This window comes from Sphingobacterium bovisgrunnientis, assembly GCF_009829085.1.
Classification (GTDB): Bacteria; Bacteroidota; Bacteroidia; order Sphingobacteriales; family Sphingobacteriaceae; genus Sphingobacterium; species Sphingobacterium bovisgrunnientis.
The window spans coordinates 14,060-34,406 of the sequence record NZ_WUQY01000024.1; the positions used below are offsets into that span (position 1 = coordinate 14,060).

The 20,347-nt window shown below is 34.5% G+C and carries 18 protein-coding genes and 1 tRNA gene; 13 read left to right on the top strand and 6 right to left on the bottom strand.

From position 1 onward, the window contains the following. The first annotated feature begins 83 nt into the window (after positions 1-83). Positions 84-2,207, top strand: a complete 2,124-nt coding sequence (gene fusA, locus GOQ16_RS11840) for an elongation factor G (protein ID WP_160069474.1) — start codon at positions 84-86, stop codon at positions 2,205-2,207. Between the two features lie 81 nt (positions 2,208-2,288). After that, complete coding sequence (gene rpsJ / locus GOQ16_RS11845) at positions 2,289-2,594, top strand: 30S ribosomal protein S10 (RefSeq protein WP_039053489.1); 306 nt, start codon at positions 2,289-2,291, stop codon at positions 2,592-2,594. A gap of 57 nt (positions 2,595-2,651) precedes the next feature. Here rpsJ and GOQ16_RS11850 read toward each other — a convergent pair whose 3' ends face one another. After that, positions 2,652-3,359 (bottom strand): DsbA family oxidoreductase, encoded by a 708-nt coding sequence (locus tag GOQ16_RS11850; protein WP_160069475.1) that lies wholly within the window; start codon positions 3,357-3,359, stop codon positions 2,652-2,654. A gap of 149 nt (positions 3,360-3,508) precedes the next feature. Between GOQ16_RS11850 and GOQ16_RS11855 the strand changes: the two genes are divergently transcribed. Further along, positions 3,509-4,225: a 3-ketoacyl-ACP reductase gene (locus GOQ16_RS11855; RefSeq protein ID WP_160069476.1), complete on the top strand. Its 717-nt coding sequence runs from the start codon at positions 3,509-3,511 to the stop codon at positions 4,223-4,225. A gap of 173 nt (positions 4,226-4,398) precedes the next feature. Here the strand turns inward: GOQ16_RS11855 and GOQ16_RS11860 are convergent, their stop codons facing one another. Together GOQ16_RS11860 and istA are read right to left on the bottom strand one after the other, a co-directional pair. Beyond that, positions 4,399-4,683, bottom strand: a complete 285-nt coding sequence (locus tag GOQ16_RS11860) for an ATP-binding protein (protein ID WP_160069477.1) — start codon at positions 4,681-4,683, stop codon at positions 4,399-4,401. 59 nt (positions 4,684-4,742) lie between these two features. Beyond that, the gene (gene istA / locus GOQ16_RS11865; protein WP_160069478.1) at positions 4,743-6,308 is read right to left on the bottom strand and encodes an IS21 family transposase; all 1,566 of its coding nucleotides are present in this window, start codon (positions 6,306-6,308) and stop codon (positions 4,743-4,745) included. A gap of 370 nt (positions 6,309-6,678) precedes the next feature. Between istA and GOQ16_RS11870 the strand changes: the two genes are divergently transcribed. From GOQ16_RS11870 to GOQ16_RS11900, 7 genes are read left to right on the top strand one after another with little or no spacing between them, the layout of a single operon-like run. Continuing rightward, entirely contained in the window at positions 6,679-7,308 is a 630-nt protein-coding gene (locus GOQ16_RS11870; protein WP_160069479.1) for a hypothetical protein, read from the top strand. Between the two features lie 49 nt (positions 7,309-7,357). After that, complete coding sequence (locus tag GOQ16_RS11875; protein ID WP_160069480.1) at positions 7,358-7,972, top strand: hypothetical protein; 615 nt, start codon at positions 7,358-7,360, stop codon at positions 7,970-7,972. Positions 7,973-7,978: 6 nt separating this feature from the next. Next, the gene (locus GOQ16_RS11880; protein WP_160069481.1) at positions 7,979-9,934 is read left to right on the top strand and encodes a glycosyltransferase family 4 protein; all 1,956 of its coding nucleotides are present in this window, start codon (positions 7,979-7,981) and stop codon (positions 9,932-9,934) included. A 31-nt stretch (positions 9,935-9,965) separates the two neighbouring features. Further along, positions 9,966-10,895 carry a glycosyltransferase family 2 protein gene (locus GOQ16_RS11885; protein ID WP_160069482.1) on the top strand — a complete coding sequence of 310 codons (930 nt, stop codon included), beginning with the start codon at positions 9,966-9,968 and terminating at the stop codon, positions 10,893-10,895. A gap of 54 nt (positions 10,896-10,949) precedes the next feature. After that, on the top strand, positions 10,950-13,169 hold the full coding sequence (locus tag GOQ16_RS11890) for a peptidase domain-containing ABC transporter (RefSeq protein ID WP_160069483.1): 2,220 nt from the start codon (positions 10,950-10,952) through the stop codon (positions 13,167-13,169). A gap of 7 nt (positions 13,170-13,176) precedes the next feature. After that, positions 13,177-14,517 (top strand): HlyD family secretion protein, encoded by a 1,341-nt coding sequence (locus GOQ16_RS11895; protein ID WP_160069484.1) that lies wholly within the window; start codon positions 13,177-13,179, stop codon positions 14,515-14,517. Next, positions 14,517-15,824 carry a TolC family protein gene (locus tag GOQ16_RS11900; protein WP_160069485.1) on the top strand — a complete coding sequence of 436 codons (1,308 nt, stop codon included), beginning with the start codon at positions 14,517-14,519 and terminating at the stop codon, positions 15,822-15,824. Before GOQ16_RS11895 ends, GOQ16_RS11900 begins: the two co-directional genes overlap by 1 nt. Before the next feature lie 166 nt (positions 15,825-15,990). Here the strand turns inward: GOQ16_RS11900 and GOQ16_RS11905 are convergent. Then, positions 15,991-16,064 (bottom strand) — tRNA-Pro (locus tag GOQ16_RS11905). Positions 16,065-16,300: 236 nt separating this feature from the next. Between GOQ16_RS11905 and GOQ16_RS11910 the strand changes: the two genes are divergently transcribed. From GOQ16_RS11910 to GOQ16_RS11920, 3 genes are all read left to right on the top strand, one after another. Beyond that, a complete protein-coding gene (locus GOQ16_RS11910; protein WP_160069486.1) occupies positions 16,301-16,972 on the top strand; it encodes an ankyrin repeat domain-containing protein in 672 nt (223 codons plus the stop codon). A 70-nt stretch (positions 16,973-17,042) separates the two neighbouring features. Beyond that, entirely contained in the window at positions 17,043-17,432 is a 390-nt protein-coding gene (locus GOQ16_RS11915) for a group III truncated hemoglobin (protein ID WP_160069487.1), read from the top strand. Positions 17,433-17,436: 4 nt separating this feature from the next. After that, positions 17,437-17,739, top strand: a complete 303-nt coding sequence (locus tag GOQ16_RS11920; protein WP_160069488.1) for a Smr/MutS family protein — start codon at positions 17,437-17,439, stop codon at positions 17,737-17,739. Positions 17,740-17,806: 67 nt separating this feature from the next. Here the strand turns inward: GOQ16_RS11920 and GOQ16_RS11925 are convergent, their stop codons facing one another. Further along, a complete protein-coding gene (locus tag GOQ16_RS11925) occupies positions 17,807-19,198 on the bottom strand; it encodes a M20/M25/M40 family metallo-hydrolase (RefSeq protein ID WP_160069489.1) in 1,392 nt (463 codons plus the stop codon). Positions 19,199-19,273: 75 nt separating this feature from the next. Further along, a complete protein-coding gene (locus GOQ16_RS11930) occupies positions 19,274-20,278 on the bottom strand; it encodes a 3-keto-disaccharide hydrolase (RefSeq protein ID WP_160069490.1) in 1,005 nt (334 codons plus the stop codon). Between the last annotated feature and the right edge of the window lie 69 nt (positions 20,279-20,347).

Consider the following 20,347-nt stretch of genomic DNA (forward strand, 5'->3'; position numbering starts at 1 on the left):
ATTATTCCTTTATCAAAGTCGGTGTACTTATTTAATTACTGCATTAAAAGAAAACGTCGAAAGACAAATTGCATAAAAACAAAATGGCAAAAGATTTAAAATTAGTTAGAAATATCGGTATCGCTGCGCACATCGATGCTGGTAAAACTACAACTACAGAGCGTATTTTATTTTACTCTGGAGTAAACCACAAGTTGGGAGAAACGCACGAAGGTTCTGCAACTACTGACTGGATGGCACAAGAGCAAGAGCGTGGTATCACGATCACTTCTGCTGCTGTAACAGTATTCTGGAATTACCGTGGCAACAAATACCAAGTAAACGTAATCGATACTCCTGGACACGTGGATTTCACAGTTGAGGTAAATCGTTCATTACGTGTATTAGACGGATTAGTATTCTTATTCTCTGCTGTTGACGGTGTTGAGCCTCAATCAGAGACTAACTGGCGTTTAGCTGATGGATACAAAGTTCCTCGTATTGGTTTCGTAAACAAAATGGACCGTTCAGGTGCTGACTTCTTAAAAGTGGTTGGTCAAGTAAAATCAATGTTAGGTTCTAACGCTGTAGCTTTACAATTACCTATCGGTGCAGAAGATGGTTTCGAAGGTGTAGTTGACTTAATCAACAACCGTGGTATGGTGTGGAATGAAGCTGATAAAGGTATGACTTTTACAGAAGTTCCTATCCCTGCTGACATGGAAGAAGAAGTAGCTGAGTACCGTGAGAAATTATTAGAAGCAGTAGCTTCTTATGATGAGTCATTGATGGAGAAATTCTTCGATGATCCTAACTCATTAACTGAGCGCGAAATCTTAAATGCATTACGTGCTGCTGTATTAGACAATGCTATCGTTCCTATGGTTTGTGGTTCATCTTTCAAAAACAAAGGTGTACAAACTATGCTTGATTTAGTAATGGAATTATTACCTTCTCCATTAGATATCGAAGCTGTAACTGGTACTAACCCTAATACAGGTGAAGAAATTTCACGTAAACCATCTGAGTCTGAGCCTTTCGCAGCATTAGGATTTAAAATTGCGACTGACCCATTCGTAGGTCGTTTATGTTTCGTACGTGCATATTCAGGAGTATTAGAAGCTGGTTCTTATGTATTGAACACGCGTTCAGGTAACAAAGAGCGTATCTCTCGTATCTTCCAAATGCACGCTAACAAGCAAAATCCAATCGAAAGAATTGGGGCTGGTGATATCGGTGCTGTTGTTGGTTTCAAAGACATCAAAACTGGTGATACTTTATGTGATGAAAAGAACCCTATTGTTCTTGAGTCAATGGTATTCCCTGAGCCAGTTATCGGTTTAGCTATTGAGCCTAAAACTCAAGCTGACGTTGATAAATTAGGTATTGGTCTTGGTAAATTAGCTGAAGAGGATCCTACATTCGTAGTAAAAACTGACGAAGATACTGGTCAAACAGTAATCTCAGGTATGGGTGAGCTTCACTTAGATATCTTAATAGACCGTTTACGTCGTGAATTCAAAGTTGAGGTAAACCAAGGTGCTCCTCAAGTAGCATACAAAGAGTCTATCACTGGTACTACAGAGCACCGTGAGGTATACAAAAAACAATCAGGTGGTCGTGGTAAATTCGCGGATATCAAAGTTGTTATCTCTCCTGCTGATGAGGATTGGGATGTAACTAAAAACCCTCTTCAATTCGTTAACGAAATCGTTGGTGGTGCTATTCCAAGAGAATACATTCCATCAGTTCAAAAAGGATTTGAAACTTCAATGAAAAACGGTGTATTAGCTGGTTATCCATTGACTGGTATGAAAGTTCGTTTGATTGATGGTTCATTCCACGCAGTCGATTCAGATTCATTATCATTCGAATTAGCTGGTCGTATGGCTTACCGTGAAGCATTACCTAAATGTTCTCCTGTATTATTAGAGCCTATCATGAAAGTGGAGGTATTGACTCCAGAAGAAAATATGGGTGATGTAATGGGTGACTTAAACCGTCGTCGTGGTCAGATGCAAGGTCTAGATACACGTAATGGTGCTCAAGTAATCAAAGCTATCGTTCCTTTATCAGAAATGTTTGGTTATGTAACTCAATTACGTACTATTACTTCAGGTCGTGCAACTTCTACTATGGAATTCGATCACTTCGCTGAAGCTCCTCGTAACGTTTCTGACGAAGTAATCTCAAAATCAAAAGGTAAAATCAAATCTATCGAAGACTAATATTCTTTGATAATTCAAAATAAACCGATCTCCTATTGTGAATAGCTCTAATAGGAGATCATTTTAAAAAACAAATATAAAATGAGCCAAAGAATCAGAATCAAATTGAAATCTTACGATTACAATTTAGTTGACAAATCAGCTGAGAAAATCGTAAAAACAGTAAAACCTACAGGTGCAGTAGTTTCAGGTCCTATTCCTCTTCCTACTGAGAAAAAAATCTATACAGTTTTACGTTCACCACACGTTAACAAAAAAGCACGTGAGCAATTCCAATTATGTTCTTACAAAAGACTTTTGGATATCTACTCATCAAATGCTAAAACTGTTGACGCATTGATGAAACTTGAATTGCCTTCAGGTGTTGAAGTTGAAATCAAAGTGTGATAGATTTCAGTACTGAAAAAGAAAATCCTTCTCCCATAAAGAGAAGGATTTTTTATTTTAATCACATCCATCAGAACCGCAAGTTGGTCCATCGCTAGTATTCTGAATTTGAATCGGATATGCTTTTGATTGCCATTCTGAATAAGCTTTTTCTAATGTCTGGATAAATAACTCAACTGGCTGTGCGCCAGAGACAGCATATTTACGATCATACACAAAGAAAGGAACTCCTTGTACACCAATCTGACGTGCTTCGTTAATATCCATTTTCACTTCGTGATCCAAAGAACCATCTACGACAACTTTTTGGTATGCTACAGCATCTAGACCTACTTGCTTAGCAATATCTTTTACCACTTCTATATCGTCGATATTTTTACCTTCGGTAAAATATGATTGAAATAATAATTCTTCTACTTCATCTTGCTTTCCAAATTGCTTAGCAAAATGTGTCAACACATGCGCTTTAAAAGAATTGGCTACAACGGACTTATCAAAGTTATAAACTAGACCTTCTTCCTTTGCCATTTTTGTTACTTGAGCATTCAAAGCTTTTGCTTGCTCTAAAGGCATTCCTTTATGCTGTGCTAAATATTCGTTAATGTTAATAGAAGTATCCGTTTGCATACCAGGATTCAACTGAAAACTTTTCCATTCGATATCAATTTTATCCTTTAGCGATGTGTTCTCTAATGATTTTTCAAATCGACGCTTACCTATGTAACAGAATGGACACATTACATCGCTCCATATTTCAATTTTCATTTTATTCATGGCAATTCTATTTTATTTAAAACTACAAAGAGAGTCAGAAACATTCGTCACAACAGCGTAAATACAAAAGCATTAAAAAATAAATCCTAATATATAAATCATATAACATTGGAATAATATTAGTTTTTATAATTTTGAATATGGAAAATTTACAAGGAAAATATGCGCTGATTACCGGTGGAGGGCGTGGTTTAGGTAAAGCAACAGCTTTAGCGTTCGCTCAAGAAGGCATCCATGTTGCAATCACAGGGAGAAATGAATCTAACTTAATTGATACTGTAAAAGAGTTAAAAGCTTTAGGTGTGCAAGCTGCTTATAAGGTTTTTGATATCACTGATTACGATGCTGTTGAAAAAGCTGTTCAAGAACTAAATGTGGAATTTGGTATGTTTGATATTTTGGTAAATAATGCCGGTATTGCTTCTTTTGGTTCGTTGGTAGATATGGATGTAAAAGCATGGACAGATATTATTAACACCAATTTATTTGGTACGTATTACGTTACAAAATCTGTATTGCCACAATTGATCGAAAAAAATCAAGGTGACATTATCAATGTATCTTCTACAGCAGGATTAAATGGTGCAGCAACAACTTCGGCATATAGTGCTTCTAAATTTGGTGTTATTGGTTTATCTGACTCTTTAATGCGTGAAGTGCGTAAAAACAATATTCGTGTTTGTACTTTAATGCCCTCTACAATAGCGTCGGACATGTCCATTGATTTAAAATTGACAGATGGAAATACTGAAAAAGTTTTACAACCTGAAGATTTTGCAGAATTAATCGTTGCTAATTTAAAATTACCAAGAAGAGCTATGTTGAAATCTGCATCTTTGTGGTCAACAAATCCATAAAACACAATGAGTATCCATGAAATAAAATAGGCCTATGGTTTTTGTAAGTAGTCAATTAACTTGCTACAGATTTAACACAAAACACCATAGGCTATGGATACAAATATACAAACAGGTCGAGATAAATTAAGAGTTAGTTTTTCTGGTCGGCAGATTTTTTTAGGAATTGATGTTCATAAAAAGAACTGGAATATTAGTGTATTTATCGATGATATATTACGTTTAGCATCATAGTTTAATAAATCGTTATTACGGGGAAGAGCAGCAGATTTCATACGTCTAACTTCATCTCTTTGTTGGCGATGTTGCTGCTCTGTTTTCAATAACCTCGTTAGGAGCTCTAAATAGCCAATATCTTCACTTTCAGCTGTAGCTATTATTTGATCCAAATTTGCAGCAACCGCTGAGATTCTGAAGTCTGAACAAAGTTGTTTTACCAGTTGTTTTTGATTTTCCATTGTTATATTTTTAGTAGAGTTATTAGTTTTTCCCTGCCGTATTACCGACAGGGATATTATTAGTTGTTACCAAAAAGCAATTCATAATCTGTTAAATCACTTTTCTGAGGTTCGAGTTCCATTTGGGTGTTATTGCTTGCTGAAAGTGGGTTGAGCCTGATAATTTTGGTTTCCAGTTCCGGTTTATGGATTTTTTCTGAGCGGATATAATCTAGATAAGCTTTAAAGTCCGTTGCGCTTAGTATATTATTAGCATGAACGTAATCTAATGCACGTGATATATCAAATGCATTATTGTTTTCTATGACACGCTCAATCATTTGTATCTGATCACGTATATATCTTTTTTTATGGAGTTTTATCGCAATTAACCATTGCTGAGCTTTTTCTATATTTTCGAATAAAGAAGCTGTTTGATAAATCAGTTCTGTTACCTTTGGCTCCATATTACGGCCATGAGTACGCAGAATGATCTCTTTCCCTTTTAAAGCTGAAACTTCATGTACGCAGATTTCTTTTCCTGAGAGCTCTGTAATGTGTAATTTGCCATGCTGCTCGCTAAGGTGGACTTTAGTAATACCAGCGTTATATGTGCCAATTGGAACACTATAGAAATTACCCTTATAAGACACCTTATTATCTTTATGAACAGCATAAATCTGTTTTTGCGGTGGCTTGGGAAGCACTTGGTGATACTGTTCTAAAAACATCTGCTCTTTAGCAAGTTCTTCTAGTGGAATAAGTTTGGTTGTACCATGGGGCAGATTGTTGGCCGTACGGTGCAGCCAGGCTATACACTCATCATTAAGCGTTTCAAGATCACGATATGGCCTATTATATAGAAAGTTCTGCTTTACATATTTAACTACGTTTTCTACTTTACCCTTGCTTTGGGGATCGGATTTTCGACAAAAATGAAGCTTAATTCCACGCTCTCGCACATAATTCGAAAACTCGGAAGTGAGTACTATGTCACCTAGGTTTTCAGAGACGATAAACAATCTGTCCTGATCATAAACGATTTCTTCAGGCAGACCAGCAATAAACTGAAAAGCTTGTTCATGTGCATCAATAACCATTGCCGTGGTAAAAGGAATATCACTAAACAAAACGAACTTATAACGGCTGCGCGATAGAATGAAAGTAAAGAATTGTACTCTCTTTTGCTTATTTGTTGTGGTGGTCATATTATAAAAACCAAAGTCTACCTGAGCTTGACTACCGTAAGGAAGCTCTTCAACCATCTGAAAATCACGAGCAGAGCTCACTTTAGGAATATTGAATTCCGCCCGAATGCCTTGTACAAAGTTGAATACTGTTTTGGCACTAACTGAGGGAAAGTCAGGGTGTTGTTCTTTAAGCCAATCAAACATTTGTGCGGCAGAAGTATCATGGTAGAGCTCCAATTTTTCCCGTACAAAATCTCGAAAGGGATCAAGAAGTTTTTTCTTAGAAATAGGCTGTTCTAGTTCTTTTTGGTAACTTTGGTCGTCTTTGGATAAGAGCTTTTTTACCGTGCGCCAATTCAGTCCTAAATGTTCTGAAATTTTGCGTATCGAATTACCTTCTCGATACATTTTGTGAACCTCATGATAGGTCATAAGTTTATTTAAATAATAGTTCATAATTACTTTGTCTTATTGCTATAACAAAGCTTGTTTTTTCTTTTGGAACTCTATGTTCCAAAAGATGAACTATGTATTTATTATTGCCAATTATGCTGCACTCTTTATTGCCAAAAATTGTGTATTCTGAATTACCGATTACATTTAATTAAATTTTTAAGTAAAAAAGATGCTAAAAAATATATGAATTTTAGGCAATCGATTGATTATTAACAATATTTTTACTATCAAAATATTCCTTTAACTTTATAGTGTGATGTCTAAAGTTTGAGGATAGCCAATTATAGAAGAATACTTTCCCTCCATTATTCACAAACAGACAAGAATAAATATTCAATTATTATTTAAAGTCATAAACTTAAAAACAATTATGAACAACAAAAAGCGATTAAACCTCGAAAAATTAGCCAATTTGCTGAAACATGTTAGTCCTCAGGAGTTTTTCTCTATCTTAGGAGGGACTGGATTTGATGGCTATTGCGTATTTGAGTACTACAAATATCTGAGCACTAATGGATTTGATAGAAATCCTGATTTGAGTTTTGATGAAAACTTCTACTATTCAGCTTTTACCCAACATCATAAAAATTTGAATAATGATGTAATTCCCTCAAATCTAATCCCAAATGGTACAGGAAGTATTGCAGGACCAACTGGAGATCAGGTAGGTAGTTTCAATGTTACATTTTTTGACACCATAAATATCGAAGGAAACGATGGCAGTACAGGAAGCTCTGGAAGTTCTGGAAGTATTATTGGTGATAGTTTATCGAGCATCTTGTCAGATTCAAATAACAAGGTGATGATCAATAGTGGTGGTCACGCATGGGACCTACAGTCAATTACAGCAGCACCAACCGATGGGTCCTCAGGTAGTTCATCTACATCATATAATATTTCATTATATGACCCCAAAACAGGAAATTATGATTTTAAAACAGTTACTGCAGCTGAATTAATCGGAAATGTGGAAGCGTTCAAAAAACCAGGTTCAAATTAATCCTTGATGGAGTATTAACTTACTCCATCAAACTAATTTATATATATATATGAAAAGTATAGTATTACTAATCAGTTTTATCACTTTAGCATTGAACTCATTTGCTCAACAGGAGGAGCGAAATTTCAAGTCTATTTTAGAAAAAAGCGCTAAAAGATCAAAAGTAGCATATACCCTACCCAACGATTACACCTTCGATTGTTCCAAACCAAGCGGCTCAGATAGCAAAGCCTTATATGGCCTATTTGCGGTTTCGGATTGTATCTTTATATCACCTGATAGTCTTTTGGCATTTGGAGTTAAAATTTATGGATATGACAAAGATTATATTGGACTCCGTCTTCGTGATAGCATTATGCATTTTCAATTAGACAGCATCAGATTACGAACTATAAATGCAGAAGGTGAATTCTTTAGCAAGAAATTTCTTAAAAAATTTAACGCTAATGGAGGTTTTTATGCCAAATTTGAACCTTCACCAAAGTTTTACAAAAGAGATGTTTACAACCAAATAATCATGTATGAAATATCTCATTATCAATTTGGTGAGATTGGGGTACACTTTTTAGTCAATAAAGCCAATATAGAAGATCCCAAAAAGAAAAAGAAGATCGAGAAAGAAATGAAAAAGATACTGAGTGGATTCAAGTTTTACATGGAATAACTTTACATGAAAACTATCTGCTATTTCGATGAATATCACTATAGAGCAAATGGGCTTTTTACCTATACAAATTATTACAAGGAACTACTGGAAGAATATAATAATTATGAGTTAATTATCATACGATTCAATGCACCTGTTACGACTGAATATTACGATAATTCAGTCAGGTGCTTTGAATTTGACTTTAAAGCTGATGCGATAAATGAGGATTTATTTATCCATTCTGAAATTTTCAATTTTTTAAATACTATTTCTAATGAAATAATATTGCATTTCAATTGGTATAGTCACCTTCAATTAAACTATTTAATTAAGAGTTTTTTCACTGTCAAATCAGTTCTCGTGGTTCATTGTCTCCAATGGAGAGACCTAGTTGATTCAGATATTACTTTGTTCAATCATATCGAAAAAAAACTAACTATTGGAGAGTCATTATCTGGAATGGAAAGTTACACTATTAACCATGAGATGCACAACTACCATTATTTAGATGAAATAATTACAGTATCAGATTTTGCAAAAAAAAATCTTAATGTATTATTCAAAATTCCAAATTCAAAAATTACAACTATTTACAATGGACTATATTTTTATAGAAAAAAGAATAACAAGAAAAAATTACGACGTCAATTCAATTATTCTAGTGACGATATAATTTTTTTGTACGTAGGCAGCATTTCAAGACGAAAAGGGATTTTCGATTTCACAAAAGTATTCCTTGAAATAGCAAAAAAATATAAAAATTTAAAACTATTGATATGTGGCGATGGAAAACTTCAAGACTTATTTAAGTTGGTCGGTCTATCCAATAATATTAAGATTATCGGCCCACAAGAAAAAAATGTCGTTTTTAACCTTTATAATTTAGCTGACATTGGCATCGTACCTTCTTACATAGAACAATGCAGTTTTACAGTACTTGAGATGTTGAGCAATCAGCTTCCCATTATATTATCCAAAACCGATGCTTTGCCTGAATTATATGATTCTCCATACACAATTAATATTTCTAGAAAACAGAATAGTTTTAGCAGGCTGAACGAAACATCTATAAAAAATGTCCTTGAGTCGGCAATTTATAGTAAAAAAGATATGCTTTCAGTGGCAAAGAATAACTACTTATTAGGATCGAAAAAATTTGACATTGTACAAACAATAAAAAAAACAACCGAGGTTTATTCAAAAAAAACGAATAGAGCCTCAAAAGGAAAAACGATTGTATTTATTAAAAATTTAGAAGGAGAAAATCTTGATTCAATTTATAGATATTTTTCATTACTCGATCAGGAGTTCGAAATATTTCTATATAAAAAAACAGAAATATCCACAACTAACTTTAATAACATCCAATCAATAAATTATTTTGATGAATTAGTTTTGAATCCAATCATCCAAAGGAGCAAGGCTGAATCTGTTCTATTTATATCCGAATTCCCTATAAATACCGGAGCTTTTGAAAAACTTAATCAAGAGCTATTTGATGGTAAATACGATGTCGTATTCGGTAGCCATACAATATTTGACGGATTATTATATGAAACTAAAAAATCAAAATATTACGATCATCTTTGGTATAAACAAACTTTAAATGCTCATTGCATATTATTTAATATACAATATTTAAAAAAAAATATTCTTTCTTCAAATTATGGCCAATTATATCTTTTAGATTTATTGTTAAATAAAATGAGTAAAATCAATTTTAGTATTATTGATTATCCAGTTTCTATTTTCAAGGTCAAAAAGAAAGTCTTGTCTGAAAATAATATAACAAAAGATGATTTGTACTATTATTTTTCGATCATTAAAGACGCTTTATTAAGTAGAGAAATATCTTTTAAAGACGACCACATCGTAACACATATCGAGTTTATTTTTAAGCATAGATATAGAAAAGATAAATTAAAAAAAGATCAACAGGCATGGTATAAAAAAATATTAGAAGATACCTTTACTTAAAAGAAATTTCGTCATGTAAAAATGATCCATTATGAATAGTGAACACAATAATTTAATTATCGAAACCTCTATCTTGATTCCGACCCATAACAACGGTCCATATCTTTTGGACACGATAAGCAGTATATTACGTCAAGACTACCAAAATTATGAAATTATAATTATTGACGATCACAGTAATGATAATACAGAAATGATTATCCGATCATTACAAATGATCGAAAAACGATTAAAATATTACGTAAATGAGGAAAAGCAGGGCTTAGTAAATGCTTTAAATTTTGGAATTAAACAATGCAATGGGCAATTTATAGCAAGAATGGATGCTGATGATACAATGATTGGAACAAGATTATCAGAACAAATAAAGTTTCTTAAAGAAAATAGAGATTTTGTTGGAGTTAGTTCATCAATGCAACTCTTTGATTTTAATGGTTTATTCTTGGGAAATAGAATAGTTAATAGTAACCCAACAGAATGTAAATTCATGTTATTATTTTGTAACATGTATGTTCACTCAGCGATGACCATGTATAGTAGCATATTTAAGGAATACAAATATGATAAAAATTATAAATTTTGTGAAGATTATGATCTGTGGTGCAGAATTAGTAAAAAGCATAAATTGGGAAATTTATCAACTATACATCATTCCTATCGTATTCATAACAGTTCTACTAGATCATCTAGTGGTTTAGCAGAGCAACGTATTAACGTGTTAAAATTATTATCTAAAAATCTGACAGAGATTGATATAGAACACACTGAGCATGAACTACTTATACACTACTGCCTTTTTAACAGTACTACGCGAATTGGCTCAGAATTAGAAATTATGAAATGGATAACCAAAATATTTGAAAGTAAATATTTAAAAAACGAATTTGATCAAGAATATTTATATTCTAAATATAAGTATTTGCTTAATAAATTCTGCTTCCCTAGCACTGTTATTGATTGATATTACTATTTTTTTCACTAGAAATCTAAATTTATAAACGCATTAGTCCAAACTATGACTATTAAACCATTTCCTATAGATCGTCAACTTGATTTCATGGACTGTGGTCCTGCGAGCTTAAAGATGATTGCTAAATACTACGGTAAGTATTATTCCTTGCAATACTTACGTGACCTTTGCGGTAATACAAGAGAAGGTGTATCTTTGGCGGGAATATCTCATGGAGCAGAAACTATAGGTTTACGCTCCTTAGCAGCACACTGCACAACCGAAGATCTAATTGAAAAAGTACCTTTACCTATTATTCTTCATTGGGACAATTCGCATTTTATTGTGTTATACGATGTTAAAGAAAAACGAAATGGAAAGACTACATTCTATGTAGCTGATCCAGCTAAAGGTCATGTTAGTTATAATAAAGAAGAATTTGAGGATAAATGGACCAAGCGCAATGAAAATAAAACCTCAGGAATAGCTTTGATTCTAGAGCCTCAAGCAGACTTCAAACAGCGTCAAGTACATGAGAAAGCTGAACGAGGAAGACATTTAGAAAATATCGTAGGATATTTTGCACCCTATAAAAAAAGCTTTCTCTATTTGGGATTGGTTATGCTTCTTATTACAGCAATGCAGGCTGTACTACCTTTTATCTCAAAAGCGGTCATTGACGTTGGGATCCAGACTCAGGATGTATCGTTTATCAATATTGTTTTGATAGCCAATTTAGCATTGATTGTAAGTATTACGTTGAGCTCGGCTGTACGAGATTGGATACTTCAGCACATGTCTTCCCGTATTAATATCGCATTGATTTCTGATTATCTCATTAAGTTAATGAAACTACCAGTTTCTTTCTTCGAAAACAAAATGCTTGGAGATATACTACAACGTGCCAATGACCATGAGCGCATTCGTTCCTTTATTATGAACAATTCCTTGAATCTTATTTTCTCGTCGTTGACCTTTGTCATATTTGGTGTCGTATTATTAATTTTCAACAAGACCATATTTTGGATATTCTTAGTGGGTAGTGCATTATATATCCTTTGGGTGATGGGATTTCTACGCCTTCGGAAAAAATTAGATTGGGATTATTTCGAGTTGAATGCCAAAAATCAAAGCTATTGGGTGGAAACCATAGGTGGTATACAAGATATTAAAATTAACAATTATGAACAAGCTAAACGTTGGAAATGGGAAGGTATTCAAGCGAGATTATTTAAGGTAAATCTTCGTATGCTGGGCATCAACAATATTCAAAACTTAGGCGCTAGCTTCATTGATTCTGTTAAAAATTTATTGATTACCTTTTTTTGTGCCAAAGCCGTTATTGCTGGTGAAATTACGTTTGGAGTCATGATTTCTACCCAATTCATCATCGGTATGTTGAACGGCCCAGTACAGCAACTAATCTCTTTTATGGTCGGATTTCAGTTTGCGCAAATATCGTTTATGCGACTAAATGAAGTTCAAATATTAAAGGACGAGGATGAAGACGTGGGGAACAATGACATGGATCTAGCTGGCAGTAAGGACATTGTATTGAATAATGTATCCTTTCAATATACTACCGTTTCTCCTCTGATATTAAAAAACATCCATTTGGTAATTCCTGAAGGTAAAATCACGGCAATTGTTGGAGATAGTGGTTCTGGCAAATCGACTTTATTAAAACTATTACTTCGATTGTACAAACCAAGTTATGGAGAAATTTTGATTGGAGGCATGAATATCAACAATATAGGTCTACACCAATGGCGTGACAAATGTGGTGCAGTAATGCAAGATGGTAAAATATTCAATGACACCATTTTGAACAACATCATCCTAGATGATGAAAAACCTGACAATGATAAACTTCGAAAAGCCGTACAAACTGCTAATATTGGTTATGAAATCGAACAACTTCCATTAGGTTACCAAACCAAAATGGGTGAAAACGGACGTGGATTGAGTGGTGGACAAAAACAACGTGTCCTAATAGCAAGGGCTTTATACAAGAATCCTGATATTTTATTTTTCGATGAAGCTACGAATGCCCTTGACACCATCAACGAGCAAAAAATCACTCAAGCATTGGATGAAGTTTTTCATGGTAAGACCGTAATCGTAGTCGCCCATCGATTAAGTACGATCCGTAAAGCAGATCAAATTGTCGTCATGCGTGATGGACATATTGTCGAAGTTGGAAACCATGACTCATTAATGCAAAGACAGGGAAGATATCACCAATTAGTCGAAAGCCAATCCGAAGTCAAAGTATTAGCAAATTAATATACTCATGAGTGTTGAAGAAATACAAAATATAAAAGATAATAAAACAATCATCCCGAACCGCACAGAAGAGGTTCAGGATATTATAGAGCGAATGCCCAATACTTTTGCTAAATACATTACATATGTGGTATTTGGTATTGTTGGCTTACTTATATTTTTCGGTTATATTGTCAAATATCCAGACATCGTTACTGGTGAAGTAACCATCTCTGCGCAACAAGCGCCTCTGCGTTTGGTTGCTGAACAAAATGGTAAGCTCCAGATTAACCAACTAAAATCACAAGACGACGTAAAAGTCGGACAATTGGTGGCTTGGATAGACAATCCTGCAGATCCTGCATTAATTCAGAAAATTAAGGAGCATACTAAAGATTTCAATTTAGAAGGTTTCAAGGCTCGAAAGGTTTACGATATTTTGCCTAAAAACATGAATCTTGGTGATTTGACGATCCCCTATTCTTCATTTCTAACTGCTGTCAAACAGTTAGCAGATTATCAAGACCATCGACTATACGATAAGCAGGAACAATCTTTATCCAATATACTCCAAGAACAACACCATGCGCTAGGTACACTCAAAGAAAAAGAAAACCTTAGCAAGGAAAACATCAAATTGAATCAAAAATTCTTGGAGCGAGATTCTATTCTATTGGCACGTAAGATCATCAGTCAAGCAGAATACGAACAATCTATTGCTTCCAATATCAATTCAGCAGATCAATATAAAACGTCTTTACGTAATACGGGTTCGGTGCGAGAACAAATCTCCAACACGGAGAATTCAATTCAGCAAAATAAAATTGCCAAAACTGAGCGAGAACTTCAATTGGAGCTGGAATTAATTACCGGCTATAACAATCTAATTGATAAAATAGCTCTGTGGGAAAAGCAATACCTTATCACTTCTCCTATAGCTGGTAAAGTACAATTTCTGAAATTTTGGAATCAAAATCAGTTTGTACAAGCTGGTGAATCACTTTTTTCTATTGTACCTCAACAAAATCAAACTTTAGGTCAAGTACTCTTACCTATTTCTGGTGCTGGAAAAGTAAAAAATGGACAAGAGGTAATCGTCAAGATGGCTGACTACCCTTATATGGAGTACGGATATATCAAGGCGAGAGTCACCAATATAGGATTAGTAAGCACTTCTTTACAAACCAATAATGGTACATTGGAAAGCTATATGGTAACATTGGATTTCCCAGATGAACTAATAACAAATTACGGCACCACACTTGATTTCAAATTTGAGGCTAAGGGTACAGCAGAAATCATTACAAAAGACAGAAGACTAATAGAGCGATTCTTTGACAATTTAAAATACATTGGACATTCAAAATAATGAAATTTTTAATTCTTGTTTGTAGCATAACCCTATTTATCACAAATAATCTATCCGCTCAAACCAAAATATCGCTTACTGAAGCTAATGAAATTTTAAAAAGCAATAATACGAATATCAAACAGGCTGCTCTTCAAGAGAAAATTTCTAGAATAGAATTGGATCAGGCTTATGATAATTTAATGCCCAATCTTGGCTTCTCCATGAATAATCAAAATACAATGGGTTTAAATTTTGATCAAATCACAGGACAGTTGATAACAGGGAACCAATGGACACATTTTGTTAATGCAAATGTAAATTCAAGTATTACAATTTTTCAAGGATTTCGAGGTTACAATAACATTCAATTAAGTAAGGTAAATCTAGACCTTTCCAAAATGGATACAGAAAGATTGAAATACGAACTACAGATTCAACTTATCAACTTATATTTTCAATCCTTGATTAATTATGACCTCTATCAAGCAGCAACATCACAATCTAAATTATCTGAACAACTCGTGCTTGCTGAAGATAGTAAATTGGAGACCGGGAAAAGTACCATTTTGGACTTAGCACAAGCGCAGAGCAAGCTTGCTAACGACCAACTGAATCTAACAAATGCCAAGAATGCCTATGATCTTAGTATGTTTAAATTAAAACAGCTTTTAGAGCTGGATGATGAAATTGAATTAATAAAACCTGTTGTTATTCAACAAGAACCTTTATTGAATGAATACACTATTGCCGTAAATGATCCTTATCTCAAAATAGTTAATCGTAAAATAGATCAATCTATTATTAATAACAGACTTGCAAAGTCTGGGTATTATCCTACAATTTCTTTTAATACAGGATATGGTACAAATTATTCTTCTCAACGTTTTACTTCTTCGTATTCCAGTAAGGTAATGCCTCTCATTGATCAAATGAACAGCAACAGATCCTTGTATCTCAATTTTACTCTATCCTACAATATTTTTGACAAAAATAATACTAAAGCAAGCATAATCAAATCAAATATCAACACAGAGAGTCTAAAGCTAGAAAGAGAGAAAGTAATTAGAGAAAGAGCCCAAACCTACAATCAGCTCAAACTGGAATGGAGTGCAGCAGTTGAAGAAAACAAAGCTATAGAAAGTGCCTATACTAGTAGTAAAATGAATTATGAAGCTATGAAAGAAAGATTTGAGGTAGGCAAAAATTCTTCCATTGATTTATTCAAAGCATTAACAGATTTCAACATGAATGAATTTAGAAAAATTACTTCATCATACAACATCTTATTAAAAGAAGAGTTAATTAAACTGCAAATATCTGAGTGAAATAAAATAAAAACTTCAATATTAATTACAACTGATAATGATAGTAACAGATGCATAAAGTAATTTAATATTACTTTTCACAACTTAATAATATCTCTAAAATAGCACAATTCTGTCCGAAATATGTCCGAAAAAAGAAAAAGCCACTGATTTTCAGTGGCTTTTGTCGGGGTGGCAGGATTCGAACCTACGACCTCCACATCCCAAATGTGGCGCGATACCGGGCTACGCTACACCCCGAAAAGGTATCACCTTTTGTTTATTGTGATGCAAATATACAGCGATTTTGGTTACTTGCAAATATTTATTTCAAATAAATATAGAACCTACTGATTTATTGAAAGATAATTTTCAACCGCATTAAACTACACAATCAAAGCAGACACAAATTGATGATATTTCTTCTTCCAAATTTCATTTTGTATCTTACTATCCGCTGAAAAAGAATTAGATTGTAAACTCAACTTTTGAAAAACATGAAATCATTTACATTCATACTATATATGATTTATGCGTTGCTATCGTGTAATGCAAAGCAAACACAAGATTCAACTCAAGCAATTATGGATAATCAAAAGCTTATAAAAGCTGTGGTGAATAACGACACAACATTTGTGGTCTCCGCATTAAAGCAAGGAGTTAATGTTAATATTACAGATGATGCTAACCGTTCTCTTCTATTGATTGCTACCAACCATTACTATTTCGAAATGGCAAAAATATTAGTACAACACGGAGCAGATGTCAACCAGCAAGCTAACAATATGGATAGTGCGTTTTTATATGCTGGAGCCACGGGTCAAACCGAATTACTCAAATTATTTATCGCAAATGGTGCAAGATTCGATATATTCAACCGATACAATGGATCTGCGCTAATTCCTGCTTGTGAAAGAGGACATGTAGAAACTGTAAGATTATTAGCAAATACGAAAGATTTCCCCATTAATCATGTCAATAGACTAGGCTGGACAGGATTAATGGAAGCAGTTATACTTGGTGATGGAAGTGTAAAGTATCAACAAATAGTACAAATTCTAAAAGATGCAGGTGCTGATTTGCATATTCCTGATCATGATGGCGTGACACCGCTTCAACATGCAGAACGTAGAGGATTCGATGAAATAGTGAAAATCATTAAATCCTAATCAATTGACTTCAACGTGACGGACTGCAATTAAAAAAACAAGAATTTTGTTAGTATTAATACAAATTCGAATGAGCGATATAGAAAATATTGAAGATATAAAATTGCTGGTCGACACTTTCTATGCTGAAATAAGAGCGGACGATATGTTGGGAATTATCTTTAATCAAAATATTCAAGACAGGTGGCCGCAACATTTGGAAAAGATGTACAGATTTTGGCAGACAATACTTTTGGATGAATATACGTATGACGGGAGGCCATTTCCTCCACATGCGCATTTACCCATTAGTAAGGTTCACTTTGATCAATGGCTCCAGTTATTCGGAAAAACGGTACATAGCTTATTCGCGGGAGAAAAAGCAGATGAGGCGATCTGGAGAGCACAAAAAATGGCCGTAATGTTTGAGAGTAAAATCGATTTCATTCGCAATAATCCGAATAAACCTTTATTATTTTAAGCCAATGAGAACATTATCCAAGCCACCAAAGACGGTGGATTTACATGCCGAAGCATTTTTAGACGATTGGGAAGATTATGATGTTGATGAACTATTAGCGCTGGCAATTGATTATTTTAGGGAATCCTTGGATGCAGCCATCTATTGGGACTATGCAGAAATAAAATTTATTCACGGCAAAGGAAAAGGGATTTTACGTGACACGATTTACGAAGAATTGAGGGACTATAAAAATGCTGGTACTATTGCGTCATACTACCCGGCGTATCACAATAAAGATATAGTAGTTGTACTTATTGGTTTATAATACAAATTTAAATCCTTTAGAGAATAAAATAACAACAGCTCCATGTCATAAGGAGCTGTTGCTATTTTTAATTGATATTCTTTGGTATCGCTTCGTAATGTGTATCCACAAGATATAGCAAAGAAGCTAATGCACCAACGCCTGATTGTAATTCGCGACGATCTACCGCTTCAAAAACATCTTTGGCGGTATGATGTACATCAAAGTAACGATGTGGATCAGGTCTAAGATTAAACATAATTGTATTAGGAAATTTGGATCCCCAAACGCCTGAATCAACACCAGGACTGCCTGCTAAAAACCTAGAAACCCAGTACTTTTGTTCAAATAGTGGTTTCCAAGTATTCACCATCCAAGATACCGCATCCTGCGAAGCCTTGATGTCAAAACCCCGCGGCGAAAATCCACCTGCATCGCTTTCGATTGCTACAATTTGCTGTTCGTTCTTACGTTGTGCTTCCACACCATATTGAATAGCACCATGCACACCATTCTCTTCGTTCATATAAAACACCAAACGAATGGTATGCTTGGGTTTATACCCCAATTCCATCAACGTGCGAATAGCATCAAGCGTACCCATTGTCCCAGTTCCATTATCATGCGCACCCTCTCCTACATCCCAAGAGTCTATATGACCACCAATAGTGATTATTTTGTCGGGATAAATAGTTCCTTTCCATTCGGCTAAGACATTATGTGTATTTACTTTTGGTTTCCACTGTGAATTGAGCTTCAAAAAAACTTTCAAATTCTTATTTTTCTTCAGCGCATCGCTTAGTTTATTGGCACTCACAGCCGAAATAGCTAGTCCTGGAATACTATCGATACCAGCAGCATAACGTGTGCCCCCTGTGTGCGGATAATCATCAATAGAAGAACCAAGTGAACGAAACAAATAAGCAATAGCACCGCGTTTGGCCGCTTCTACTGGACCTCGCGAACGTTGGCTACTATTTAAACTATACGCGACAAAAGCATCCACATGCGATTCGTCCCAAGGTTTATTAACAAAAACAATTTTTCCTTGCACTGCATCGCCAAGTTTGCTTAAATCCGCTAAGTATTCGACTTCTACAACTTCGGCTGTTAGTCCATCAACTGAAGTTCCTACTGAACCACCTAAAGCCAACACACTTAACGATTCATCTGTTCCTACTATCTTAGCAATTTCCTTTTCACCACGATCCCAATACGGAATAGCTACATCTTGCAAATACACCTTATCAAAAGACAATGTTTCCATTAAGTTTTTTGACCAATTTACCGCTTGCTCAGCCTTGGGTGATCCCGCAATTCTGTTACCGATTTCTTTCGTTAATACCCTCAAATTATCGTAAGCTTTTCCATTGAAAAAAGAATGACGATAAATCTGATCTAACATTATTGAATCTTGCTGCGCAAACCCCAATCCATTGCACATCAAAAAACTCAAAAGCAATAATATTTTATTTTTCATAATAGCCTAAATTAAAAAAATGCTGCTTTTTCATGAACAGAAAAAGCAGCATTTAAGTATTTTTTCACCAGTATTCTAATATTGAATTGGTGTAATCGTAATTTTTCTAAATTCTACACCTGTGTGGTCACCTTGCAAATAAATCGGTCCTGGTTCACCCTCTTTACTATCCAACGCTCCGCCTGTGATTCCTGGAATTTCTTGGTTGCTGATAACAATTTTTCCATTGGAAACAACAGTTACCATACGACCTTTTAATGTAATTTCATATTTGTTCCATTGGTCAGCACCATTCGTAACGATTGCGCTAGGTGTCAAAAATCCATACACTCCACTGTAATACAGCGAACCTGGGTGTCTGTCTAATGGTGAATCTTCGATTTGTACTTCGTATCTACCGCGTAAATAGATTCCCGAATTGCCATCTTTACCATATTTAAACTCAACTTCCAATTTAAAATCTTCGAAAGATTGCTCAGAGATTAAATTAGCACCTGCTTTTTTATTGATTAAGACACCATCTTTCACTTCCCATTGATTATCATCTGAAGAAGTTTTCCATCCTGTCAAATCAGTCCCATTGAATAATTCGATTGGAGCACCTAATTTACCTTCTGCCGTACGAACTAAGTAAGGTGCCTTTTCCCCTGTATACGAAAATTCGTTTCCTTTGTTACTTATGATTTTACCTTTTAACTTACCTCCTTCTAACACACCTTCAAGTTTGATAAGACCTGTTCCATCTTCCCACTGTGTAGGAATCTCGAATGAAATTTTTCCAGCATTCAGTTTAATATGCGAAACAGGGCGAGCACTACCCGCATCTGCTACAAAATAACCTACCAACGTGTTGAAACCTGACAATTTCACCTCTAACCAAGATGGCACTTGCTTACCTTCCTTTTCAACAGTGATATCCCATCGGCCAATTAATTCTTTCATGTCTTCTGGTATTGTTTGCGTTGCAGGATTATGTATTTCTTCCTCGTTTTCTGCATTTTGCCCAGAATTACAAGATGACAATGAACCTAATGCTAAAGCTGCTAGCACAGTATACGTATGGAACTTATTAACTTTCATATAATGTATGGTTTATAAAAATTGAAAACAAATATACTAATTATGTTAACCAACATAGACCTAATTTTT

Coding starts and splice junctions, on each gene's coding strand:
- GOQ16_RS11890 (WP_160069483.1), top strand. CDS start 10,950: ATGACTATTAAACCATTTCCTATAGATCGTCAACTTGATTTCATGGAC.
- GOQ16_RS11925 (WP_160069489.1), bottom strand. CDS start 19,198: ATGAAAAATAAAATATTATTGCTTTTGAGTTTTTTGATGTGCAATGGA.
- GOQ16_RS11900 (WP_160069485.1), top strand. CDS start 14,517: ATGAAATTTTTAATTCTTGTTTGTAGCATAACCCTATTTATCACAAAT.
- fusA (WP_160069474.1), top strand. CDS start 84: ATGGCAAAAGATTTAAAATTAGTTAGAAATATCGGTATCGCTGCGCAC.
- GOQ16_RS11885 (WP_160069482.1), top strand. CDS start 9,966: ATGAATAGTGAACACAATAATTTAATTATCGAAACCTCTATCTTGATT.
- rpsJ (WP_039053489.1), top strand. CDS start 2,289: ATGAGCCAAAGAATCAGAATCAAATTGAAATCTTACGATTACAATTTA.
- GOQ16_RS11930 (WP_160069490.1), bottom strand. CDS start 20,278: ATGAAAGTTAATAAGTTCCATACGTATACTGTGCTAGCAGCTTTAGCA.
- GOQ16_RS11895 (WP_160069484.1), top strand. CDS start 13,177: ATGAGTGTTGAAGAAATACAAAATATAAAAGATAATAAAACAATCATC.
- GOQ16_RS11850 (WP_160069475.1), bottom strand. CDS start 3,359: ATGAAAATTGAAATATGGAGCGATGTAATGTGTCCATTCTGTTACATA.
- GOQ16_RS11855 (WP_160069476.1), top strand. CDS start 3,509: ATGGAAAATTTACAAGGAAAATATGCGCTGATTACCGGTGGAGGGCGT.
- GOQ16_RS11910 (WP_160069486.1), top strand. CDS start 16,301: ATGAAATCATTTACATTCATACTATATATGATTTATGCGTTGCTATCG.
- istA (WP_160069478.1), bottom strand. CDS start 6,308: ATGAACTATTATTTAAATAAACTTATGACCTATCATGAGGTTCACAAA.
- GOQ16_RS11875 (WP_160069480.1), top strand. CDS start 7,358: ATGAAAAGTATAGTATTACTAATCAGTTTTATCACTTTAGCATTGAAC.
- GOQ16_RS11860 (WP_160069477.1), bottom strand. CDS start 4,683: ATGGAAAATCAAAAACAACTGGTAAAACAACTTTGTTCAGACTTCAGA.
- GOQ16_RS11920 (WP_160069488.1), top strand. CDS start 17,437: ATGAGAACATTATCCAAGCCACCAAAGACGGTGGATTTACATGCCGAA.
- GOQ16_RS11880 (WP_160069481.1), top strand. CDS start 7,979: ATGAAAACTATCTGCTATTTCGATGAATATCACTATAGAGCAAATGGG.
- GOQ16_RS11915 (WP_160069487.1), top strand. CDS start 17,043: ATGAGCGATATAGAAAATATTGAAGATATAAAATTGCTGGTCGACACT.
- GOQ16_RS11870 (WP_160069479.1), top strand. CDS start 6,679: ATGAACAACAAAAAGCGATTAAACCTCGAAAAATTAGCCAATTTGCTG.